Annotated in this window: 9 protein-coding genes; 4 read left to right on the top strand and 5 right to left on the bottom strand. The window is 32.9% G+C overall.

The genetic code is table 11. The features are described 5' to 3' along the window. Both Q0876_RS15205 and Q0876_RS15200 read right to left on the bottom strand, forming a co-directional pair. Positions 1-367 (bottom strand): hypothetical protein (locus Q0876_RS15205; RefSeq protein WP_299229596.1); only part of this gene is annotated, 367 nt, incomplete at its 3' end. A gap of 230 nt (positions 368-597) precedes the next feature. Further along, positions 598-2,004 carry an MATE family efflux transporter gene (locus Q0876_RS15200; protein ID WP_299229593.1) on the bottom strand — a complete coding sequence of 469 codons (1,407 nt, stop codon included), beginning with the start codon at positions 2,002-2,004 and terminating at the stop codon, positions 598-600. A 275-nt stretch (positions 2,005-2,279) separates the two neighbouring features. Between Q0876_RS15200 and Q0876_RS15195 the strand changes: the two genes are divergently transcribed. Then, positions 2,280-2,948, top strand: coding sequence for an HAD family phosphatase (locus Q0876_RS15195; protein ID WP_299229590.1), 669 nt, complete (start codon positions 2,280-2,282; stop codon positions 2,946-2,948). Between the two features lie 15 nt (positions 2,949-2,963). Here Q0876_RS15195 and mscL read toward each other — a convergent pair whose 3' ends face one another. The 3 genes from mscL to Q0876_RS15180 all read right to left on the bottom strand — a co-directional run bounded on the left by mscL (position 2,964) and on the right by Q0876_RS15180 (position 7,257). Further along, positions 2,964-3,404, bottom strand: coding sequence for a large conductance mechanosensitive channel protein MscL (gene mscL, locus Q0876_RS15190; RefSeq protein ID WP_299229588.1), 441 nt, complete (start codon positions 3,402-3,404; stop codon positions 2,964-2,966). A 93-nt stretch (positions 3,405-3,497) separates the two neighbouring features. Further along, the gene (gene ccsA, locus Q0876_RS15185) at positions 3,498-6,704 is read right to left on the bottom strand and encodes a cytochrome c biogenesis protein CcsA (protein ID WP_299229585.1); all 3,207 of its coding nucleotides are present in this window, start codon (positions 6,702-6,704) and stop codon (positions 3,498-3,500) included. A gap of 103 nt (positions 6,705-6,807) precedes the next feature. Beyond that, positions 6,808-7,257 carry a group III truncated hemoglobin gene (locus Q0876_RS15180; protein WP_299229582.1) on the bottom strand — a complete coding sequence of 150 codons (450 nt, stop codon included), beginning with the start codon at positions 7,255-7,257 and terminating at the stop codon, positions 6,808-6,810. A gap of 36 nt (positions 7,258-7,293) precedes the next feature. Between Q0876_RS15180 and Q0876_RS15175 the strand changes: the two genes are divergently transcribed. Genes Q0876_RS15175 through Q0876_RS15165 form a run of 3 tightly spaced genes read left to right on the top strand, consistent with a single transcriptional unit; the run spans position 7,294 to position 9,516 of the window. Continuing rightward, positions 7,294-8,052, top strand: a complete 759-nt coding sequence (locus tag Q0876_RS15175; protein WP_299229579.1) for a Rossmann-like and DUF2520 domain-containing protein — start codon at positions 7,294-7,296, stop codon at positions 8,050-8,052. After that, on the top strand, positions 8,042-8,572 hold the full coding sequence (locus tag Q0876_RS15170; RefSeq protein ID WP_299229576.1) for an HAD family hydrolase: 531 nt from the start codon (positions 8,042-8,044) through the stop codon (positions 8,570-8,572). The genes Q0876_RS15175 and Q0876_RS15170 overlap by 11 nt, the downstream gene beginning before the upstream one ends. 32 nt (positions 8,573-8,604) lie before the next feature. Beyond that, positions 8,605-9,516, top strand: a complete 912-nt coding sequence (locus Q0876_RS15165) for a geranylgeranylglycerol-phosphate geranylgeranyltransferase (RefSeq protein WP_299229573.1) — start codon at positions 8,605-8,607, stop codon at positions 9,514-9,516. The last annotated feature ends 4 nt before the right edge of the window (positions 9,517-9,520 follow it).

Genomic DNA, 9,520 nt, shown 5'->3' with positions numbered 1-9,520 from the left:
TGGTGATGCTTCCATTGCCTGAGCCATCCAATACTACGGTCGCATCTTGACATATCGCTGTTGGATTCGTATTGTCTTGTATGATGACATTTTGAGGAACAATAATTGAGTTTCCACTTATATCACTAAACATCCAGTTTATTACAAACGTACCTTGTACGTTATATGTTAACGGATCAGCAGTAGAACCTGTAATTAATCCATCACAAAAATCAGTAGTAGTAGGAGATGTTACTGTAACTGAACATTCGGCTGTAACATCAGATAAAATTGGGGTTACAGGATTAGTTATATCAGGCGAACATTGTCCGAATCCATAGTATACGAATGATAATAAAATATAAAGTAAAACGTAATATTTTTTCATTGCCATGTAGTTAGTGTTATAAGTTTAACTACTTGAGGGAAATAGTGTTATCGTTTTAACTGTTAAATGAGGGAACTGTAAAAATACTTGTACAGTAGGCATATATATAAAAAACTCGTTAAACCGCAGATTTTCTCTTTGTTATTTGATTTTCAGCAATTTATTTGAATTAAAAAGCAGTAGAAAGTTATTCTACTGCTCCATTTTTTTGGTAACCTTGATAAGGTATATTAAACTTTTTTGAGTTTCCAGTGCCCTTTTTTGAACCATACGATTGCCATAATAGAAATCAGTACTTCGGCTAGAACAATTGCCAAAAAAACACCAATTGGTCCAAATTCGAAAGTAATGGCCATCACGTATGCAAATGGCAGTTGAAACAACCAAAAACATATAAAATTGATAATCGTTGGCGTACCAGTATCACCAGCACCATTGAATGAATTAATTACTACCATTCCGTACGCATAAAAAATATAACCTGCGGCAATAATTCTTAAACAAAGACTCCCTTTTTCGACTACATTAGGCTCTTGGGTAAACCAACCTATGATCTCTGGTGCAAAGATGAGATATGCAATGGAAACTAACCCCATAAAATATGCGCAGTATTTTCCGGTTTTCCAGACTGATTGTTCAGCTCTTTCTGGTTGTTCTGCACCTAAATTCTGACCAACCAAAGTTGCTGCTGCATTACTCATTCCCCAAGCTGGCATAAATGTAAACATCATGACTCGAATAGCTATTGTATAACCTGCCAAGACTTCGCTACCAAACTCACTCATAATTCGCATTAAAAACACCCACGATGAAGTTCCAATTAGGAACTGACCAATACCACCAAGTGAAACTTTAATCAAATTAAGCATAATAGCAACACGCAATACGATGTCTTTAAAGCCAACTTTAATTTTACTCCACCCATAGAATAGAACCAGCAATTGAAATACCACAGCTATACCTCTACCAATAGTTGTCGCAATTGCCGCTCCTTTAACACCATAGGCTGGAATTGGGCCTAATCCAAAAATGAATATTGGATCTAAAATGATGTTCAATCCGTTGGACAGAATTAGTGCCCACATGGCAATTGATGCATCTCCAGCACCTCTAAAAATAGCATTGATCAAAAACAACAGCATAATGGTTACATTACCTCCTAATAAAACTTGAGTATACCCATAACCTTCAGCAATAAGATCAGGATCTCCTCCCATTAGCGAAAGAATTTCTTTTGGAAACACTATTCCAAAAATACTTATTACTACTGCAACAACTATCCCTAAAAGTATTACTTGAACAGCTGCTTGTGATGCTCCTTTGGTATCTTTTTCGCCTATACGTCTTGCTACTATTGCAGTAGCAGCCATACTTAAACCTATAGCTACAGCATAAACTAGTGTAACTACAGACTCTGTCAAACCAATGGTTGCCACTGCATTAACACTAACTTTAGAGACATAAAAAATGTCTACTACTGCAAATATGGACTCCATGAGCATTTCGAGGATCATAGGAATAGATAGCATAAATACTGCTCTTCTAATGCTTCCTTTTGTGAAATCTTGTTCTTTACCTGATACTGCAATTTTCAGATAGGTAACCAATTGTTTTATTGAAATATATGTTTTTGACATGATTGTTAATTATAAAGTAGACATAACCAAATACTAGTAGATAGCATTTGATATTATTGAAATCACTAACAACTAGTGATGTATATTCGGAAGTAGACTTAAACAATCATAAGGTTCAAAAGTGCATAATATTTTTTAAAATTCAAAACGATTTGTTAAAATGTTAAAATTTGGTCTTTTGTCGGACTTAAATGCAACTAAACTAATCACTTCAAAATCTATTGATTATAAATAGGCTTTTCTATATATTCGTATCAACTAACTAAATATCTTACATGTTTAAAGCCGCCTTATTTGATATGGATGGTGTTATTGTTGACACTGAACCACTACATCATAAAGCCTATTACCAAATGTTTAACGATATAAACATTAATGTATCAGACACATTGTATGCTTCCTATACTGGTCAATCTACCATTGAGATTTGTAAACAACTCATAACACATTTTAAATTACCAGTAGGTCCTCAGACACTCGTAGATATTAAACGGCATCATTTTAAAACGTTATTTGAGAATGATAATCCTTTACAACTTTTAGATGGTGTATTGAATTTGATCAAAGATTATCACGATCATGAGATGTCTCTTGTATTGGCATCATCGGCCTCTATGACTAATATTAATAGAATATTTGAACGCTTTGATTTGGATCAATATTTTACTGCGAAAATTAGTGGCGCAGATTTAAAAGCTTCAAAACCTGATCCAGAAATCTTTATTAAAGCTGCTGAATTATCTGGTTATGAGCCAAAAGATTGTTTTGTCATTGAAGATTCTACCAATGGAATTGCTGCTGCAAAAGCTGCTAATATATTTTGTGTTGGTTATGACAGTTTACATAGTGAAGACCAAAATTACAGTAAAGCAGATTTAGTAGTTTCAAATTTTGATGCTATTAGTTACGACAAATTAAGCTCCCTTCTGAGTACAGTCAATTAAATTATTTTAGACATCCTATTTATTTTTCAATAGCATGTTTTGTTCTTCCATTAAATCGGCAAGCTTTGATAATAGCTCTATATCTTTTGGTGTAGCTACCACTTCATTTTTTGGATCTTGTGCTTTACTTTTGAGACGATTCATAGCTTTTACAACAATGAATATGGTAAGGCCTACAATTAAAAAATCTAAAAATGTTTCAAACAATACTCCATACTCTATAGCTACTTCTTGGATGGTAACTCCTCCTTTAGCATCAATAACGGCATCTCTAAGCACATATTTTTTATCTTGAAAGTTAAGTCCGTTAGTCATTAATGATAATGGTGGCATAAAGACCTTCTTCACTAACACATCAATTACCTTATTGAATGAGGCGCCAATGATAATACCAATAGCCATGTCCATCATATTGCCTTTTACTGCAAACTCTTTGAATTCTTTTAAAAATTTCATTGTATCATGTTTAAGGTTAACCTAATTCAAAGGTATTTCAATAGAAGAACAAATACAATACACTACGGTGAGATTACGTGTGTGAATATCAAATTATTTTTTATAATGCTTTGTATATTTTATATAGGCAAGAACACCAATAGCAGCTAATATAAAACCTGCTACTGCAATATATTGAAGGCTCAAAATTTGTTGACCAGATTGATATGAATGCAACCCTGACAAATAAAAGTTAACCCCAAAATAGGTAAATATGATACTTGAAAATGCAATGATTGATAATAAATTAAAGCCAAATCTTCCTCGCAGTCCAGGAATCAATCGCATGTGAATCACAAATGCATAAATCATAATACTAATTAATGCCCAAGTTTCTTTAGGATCCCAACCCCAATAACGTCCCCAACTTTCATTTGCCCACATACCTCCTAAGAAATTACCAATAGTAAGCATAACAAGGCCAACAGTAAGAGACATTTCGTTAATAATAGTGAGTTCTTTTATATTGAGTAACATTTTTCCCTTATTTGTCTTGGTAGTAAAAATCATCAATAACAATACAGTTAAACCTAAAATCATACCCAAGGTAAACGGACCATAACTAGCAACAATTACAGCCACGTGGATCATAAGCCAATAACTGTTTAAAACTGGCTGCAGATTTGCAATAGCAGGATCCATCCATTGCCAATGCGCTACCATTAAAATAATAGACGTCACAAAAGCGGTAGCTGCTATAGTTAGAATACTTTTTCTACCAAAGGCCAGACCAAAGAACATCGTTGCCCATGCAACATATATCATAGATTCATAGGCGTCACTCCAAGGCGCATGACCAGAAATATACCATCTAACGATCAAACCTCCTGTATGAACTAAAAATAGACCAACAATTACAACTGTAAAAGTCTTTACGCTTGCGTTTACAATTTTATTATTCGATTTGAAAATTTGAATTAAAATCAATATGAATAATAATGTGCCCGCATACATGTACCAACTGAACAGTCGTTTAAAAATATCATACTTATTATATAATATTTCAGTTTTTACCTTTTCATCAGAAAGCATGACTTCACTTCCTAGCTTTTTCTGATTTCTCTTAAAACCTTCTAAGAGCTTATCTGCAGTTTCAAAATTACCTGTTTGTTTAGCTTTATATAATTCTGAAAGGTAATAGCCAAAACTATTCTGAATGAATTTTCCATAAATGCTGTCATTTACTTTAGCTTCATATTCCTCTTGATAATCTATAGGAGATATCCATGTATTCTTTTCATCTCCTGGAACTGGAAAAATTTTTAAAGAACGACCTTCAATCGTATTAAAAAGTAAATTAATACGTTGGTCTGTTTCTTTAAATTCCTTCTGAAATCCATTTGGCGATTGTGTTTTGTATGCATCCTCTAAGTAAGGTGATAGTTTATAAGAGCCATCTTCTTCTAAAAAGTCTGTAAGTGCAACATATTTTTTGCTTTCATCAACACCAATGATGTGCCTTATAGAATCGGCTTTGCGTTTTGCGAGATATATGATAGGTACATTATACCAAAATAACGGACTCTCTTGCATTGATAACAATACTTGATTAGCATCAAAATCTTCATAATGGTCTTTTTTGCTAACCTTCCGTAAAACTTCTGATGCATACGTGTTCATTGGCATCATTCGTCCACTATAATCTTGAATCACGACTTCACCAAAAGCATCAGAATGTAATTTGGGTGTAATATTAGCCCTTATAACAGAATCAATTTGTGCCTTAGTTGGCTTTTTTATCAGAGTATTTTTACCATGATCATGACCATCATTTTCAGTATGTTTTTGAGCAAAACTCAATAACCCAAAACATAAAAACAGCATTGTTATTACCTTAGACTTCTTAGCCTTAACCTTATTTAGCATTCGTTTTAAATCTGCAAATCTTGTATGTTTATCAAATAGAATTGCCATCAATCCAAAGTATAAAAGCATGTATCCTAAATACGTAACCCAAGTTCCCCAACGATCATGGTTAACTGACAATTTAGTTCCTTTCAAATCTGGGTCGAAACTAGCCTGAAAAAATCGATATCCTTTATGATCTAATATATGATTCATATAAATATGATAATCAAAATCACCAACTTCATCATCAACTACTGTGACTTTGCTTTCGAAAGAAGAAAAACTATCCTCAGTACCTGGATACACCTCAGCATTAAAATCGTTCAATTTAATACTGAAAGGCAACTCTTTAACTAGAGAACCATACTTGAGTGCCACATCTATATTATCAAAATTCATCTGTTTAAATTGACCACTTACATATTGGCCTCCTAGTAAATTCATGCGCTTTACCTCTCCGTTAGCTGTAACTTTCATTACAATGCCATCTTCTCTACTTCTCAATAACTCAGATTTTTTAACTAGTTCAAACGTACCCTTTACCACTGGCTTAGGAAATACCATTGACAAATTAGCTATTTGATAACGAGAACGCAGTATTAAAGGCTGTATGGAATCTTTTACTAATTTTCCAGTTGCTCTAGTTGCCATAGTCATATAATCCCCTTCAAACGGAGATTGTATTGATAACCTTCCGTCTTTATTGGTAATATTAATTGCTCCCTTTTTAGGATTATTTAATGTAAAAACTAGGTTATGAATGAGTTGATCTTCACCTTCTTTTAGAAAATGATTGTGAGGACCTCCTCCTGAAGACTCAACAATTTTTAAGTACGATTCACCTTCATCACTAGGCGCAATATCTTCTTCTGCATCTTTGATAAACTTTTCCAACTCAATGGTCACTTCAGTTCCATTATAATCACTAACAATTTTAAAATCATTATTAAGACGCTCTGAGAAATCTACACGCTCATTAACAACTTTTCGTTGTGCTTTGCCATTAACAACATAATCACCATCAATGTAAGCAGTAACATATACATCACGTGTTAAGATTTGATTTGTCGTTTCGCCTTCTCTAATTGGCATCCATCCTTCGTAGCCGATGTAACGAGTAATTCCTGCTCCAATGAATATGAAAATGAAAGCCAAATGCAAAATAAGTGTAGCCCATTTTTCTTTTCTAAGTAATCGATATCTAAAAATATTACCAAGAAAATTAATGGTAAAGAGTACCATAATAAGCTCAAACCACCAAGCATTATATATCCAATATCTTGTAAAAGGTGTTGGTGAAGTCTCTTGGTTGGCGTCTAAAAAAGTACCCGTAATCATTGCTATTGCAAAAACTATAAATAAAATACCGGTAAGTCGTGTAGAAAATAGAATATTGGCAAGTTTTTTTTGCATAGCAATATGGCATATTTTTTTGTTGTGCAAAGATAACCAATTTAGTTTGTTTCATTTCAAAGAAACACGTCCAAATATCTGTTAAAATTAATGCGCAAACCAATTAGATTTTTGATCTGGCTTCAAAAATCTTAAGATACATGAATGTGCCCATTTTTCTAGCTCTTCGCTTGGCATTATCTGTGACTTCACCTTCAAAAAATTCATCTAATGTTTGATACCATAAATTTAGCCATAACCCGAAATGCATTTCAGTAATTGAATGATTGTATTTTTGGTCGACTTTAACATGAGCGTCTAATGGATTTCCATGATATTTATGCTCTAATTTTTTTGTCATGAATAAGCTTGTCTCCCAAAAAGTTGTCAAGTGCTCTAGATGATTGTCCCAGTCTTTAATAGTATCATTAAAAAATGGACCCAAGACATTATCTTTTCTTACTCTTTTGTAAAATTCTGTTACAAGAAGACTTACATCGGCTCTATTTTGAATATCATTTTTCACGTTATACGAAGGTAATTCTTTATTAGAAATGATGAAATCAAAAAACATGATTTATAATTATTATTTCTATTGTATTTTAGCGGTATGATTTCAGTTATTATTTTAGGTGCAGGCAATGTTGCAACACATTTATTTAGGGCTTTTAGTGAATCATCACAAGTTTCTGTAAAACAATGGTATAATAGAAATATTAAAATTATTGAAAGTTTTAAGAATGAAGTCGATATCACTGATGACATCTCTCAGCTTTTCGAAGCTGATATTTATGTATTAGCCGTAAGTGACGATGCTATAGCCGAGCTTTCCTCTCAATTACCTTTTGAAAACCGTTTGGTGGTTCATACTTCTGGGAGTGTTAATCCTTACGATATTGATAAGAAAAATAGACGTGGTGTGTTTTATCCATTACAGACTTTTTCAAAATCTGTTACTGTAAATTTTTCTAAAATACCTATCTGTTTAGAAACTTTAACAAAAGCAGATTATCTATTACTAAAAACTTTAGCAACCAGTATAAGCAATCATACCAAACGTGTTAATAGCGATCAAAGAGCTTCATTGCATTTAGCTGCTGTTTTTGTAAATAATTTTACTAATCAACTCTATAGAATTGCACATGAAATCACAGAAGCCAAAGGTGCTGAATTTGACATGTTAAAACCTTTGATTCTAGAAACCGCAAATAAGGTACAAGAGGTCTCACCTTATAAAGCCCAAACTGGGCCAGCAAAGCGAAACGACAAAAAAACCATTAAAAAGCATTTAAAGTTATTAGATAGTAAAGAGTACCAAGCCATATATAAATTGCTTACGGATTCAATACAAAAAACACATGGAAGATAAAAGCTATAAAACCTGCTTAAAACACATCACAACATTCGTTTTTGATGTTGACGGTGTGCTCACCGACGGCACGGTAACCATTATGACCAACGGAGAAATGTTAAGACGTATGAATATAAAAGATGGTTATGCATTGAAAACCGCAATAGATGCTGGTTTTAAAGTATGTATCATATCTGGTGGAAGTAATTTAGGTGTGCAAAAAAGACTTGAAGGCTTAGGAATTACTGATATATATCTTGGAGCTCATAACAAGATTGAGCAATTCAATGAATATTTAAACACTCACAATTTGAAGCGAGAAAATGTATTATATATGGGTGACGATATTCCAGATATTCCAGTAATGAAAGAAGTAGGACTACCTACATGTCCTCAAGATGCAGTAATGGAAATTAAAGCCATTAGCAAATATATTTCTCATAAAAATGGTGGTAAAGGCGCTGTGAGGGATGTTATTGAGCAAGTAATGAAAATGCATGATAAATGGGAAGGGAATTTTGATGCAAAATATGATTAATCCATAAAACACTAATCTTAAACTACAACGTATTGAACCTCTTTAATCTTGTACGCTGGAAAAACCTATTGCTCATAGCATTGATACAATTTCTTATACGCTTTGCATTATTCGAGCCTTTTGAAATTGATCTAGCTCTGAATTTATTTAATTTTTTCTTATTAGTTACTGCCTCCTTATCAATAGCAGCAGCAGGAAATATCATCAATGATATTTACGATGTAGAAACAGACTCTATTAACAAACCTGAAAAAGTGCTTATCGGCACAACTATTTCTGAAAAGTTAGCCTACAATTTATATTTTGTGCTAAATATTATTGGCGTTGGTATTGGTTTTTATTTATCATACAAAACAGGTAAAAACTCCTATTTCCCAATTTTCGTTCTTATTTCAGCTTCTTTGTATGTGTACTCTTCCTACTTGAAACAGGCTCCGTTTATTGGGAATATTATCATTTCAGTATTAGTAGCAACAAGTATACTCATTGTGGGTATCTTTGACTTATTACCTGTAATGACACCAGAAAATAAAAGCACGCAGAAGTTATTTTTTGATATTCTTTTTGATTATGCAATATTTGCTTTTCTAGTAAATCTTGTACGTGAAATGATAAAAGACATTGAAGATGTTAATGGAGATTACAAGGCACAAATGAACACTTTACCTATCATTTTTGGACGTGAACGCGCCAAACAAATGGCATTTACGGTAAGTTTCTTTCCTTTAGCAGCTATTATATACTTTATAGTAACTTACCTCTACAAACAACAAATCGCAGTAGGCTATTTTTTGGTCTTTGTCTTAGCACCTATGTTATATGCTACCATAAAGATTTTTGGAGCAAAAACCAAAATACATTTTAGCCATATAAGTACTACATACAAAGTCGTAATGCTTTTTGGAATGTTATCTTTGTTATTATACCCTTTTATTCTTAAATAATTTC

It is taken from the genome of uncultured Psychroserpens sp., from assembly GCF_947503375.1.
Lineage (GTDB): Bacteria > Bacteroidota > Bacteroidia > Flavobacteriales > Flavobacteriaceae > Psychroserpens.
The sequence above is the reverse complement of the archived record's forward strand: the minus strand, read 5'-3'. Positions and strand labels throughout refer to the sequence as shown.

Coding starts and splice junctions, on each gene's coding strand:
- Q0876_RS15200 (WP_299229593.1), bottom strand. CDS start 2,004: ATGTCAAAAACATATATTTCAATAAAACAATTGGTTACCTATCTGAAA.
- Q0876_RS15195 (WP_299229590.1), top strand. CDS start 2,280: ATGTTTAAAGCCGCCTTATTTGATATGGATGGTGTTATTGTTGACACT.
- mscL (WP_299229588.1), bottom strand. CDS start 3,404: ATGAAATTTTTAAAAGAATTCAAAGAGTTTGCAGTAAAAGGCAATATG.
- ccsA (WP_299229585.1), bottom strand. CDS start 6,704: ATGCAAAAAAAACTTGCCAATATTCTATTTTCTACACGACTTACCGGT.
- Q0876_RS15180 (WP_299229582.1), bottom strand. CDS start 7,257: ATGTTTTTTGATTTCATCATTTCTAATAAAGAATTACCTTCGTATAAC.
- Q0876_RS15175 (WP_299229579.1), top strand. CDS start 7,294: ATGATTTCAGTTATTATTTTAGGTGCAGGCAATGTTGCAACACATTTA.
- Q0876_RS15170 (WP_299229576.1), top strand. CDS start 8,042: ATGGAAGATAAAAGCTATAAAACCTGCTTAAAACACATCACAACATTC.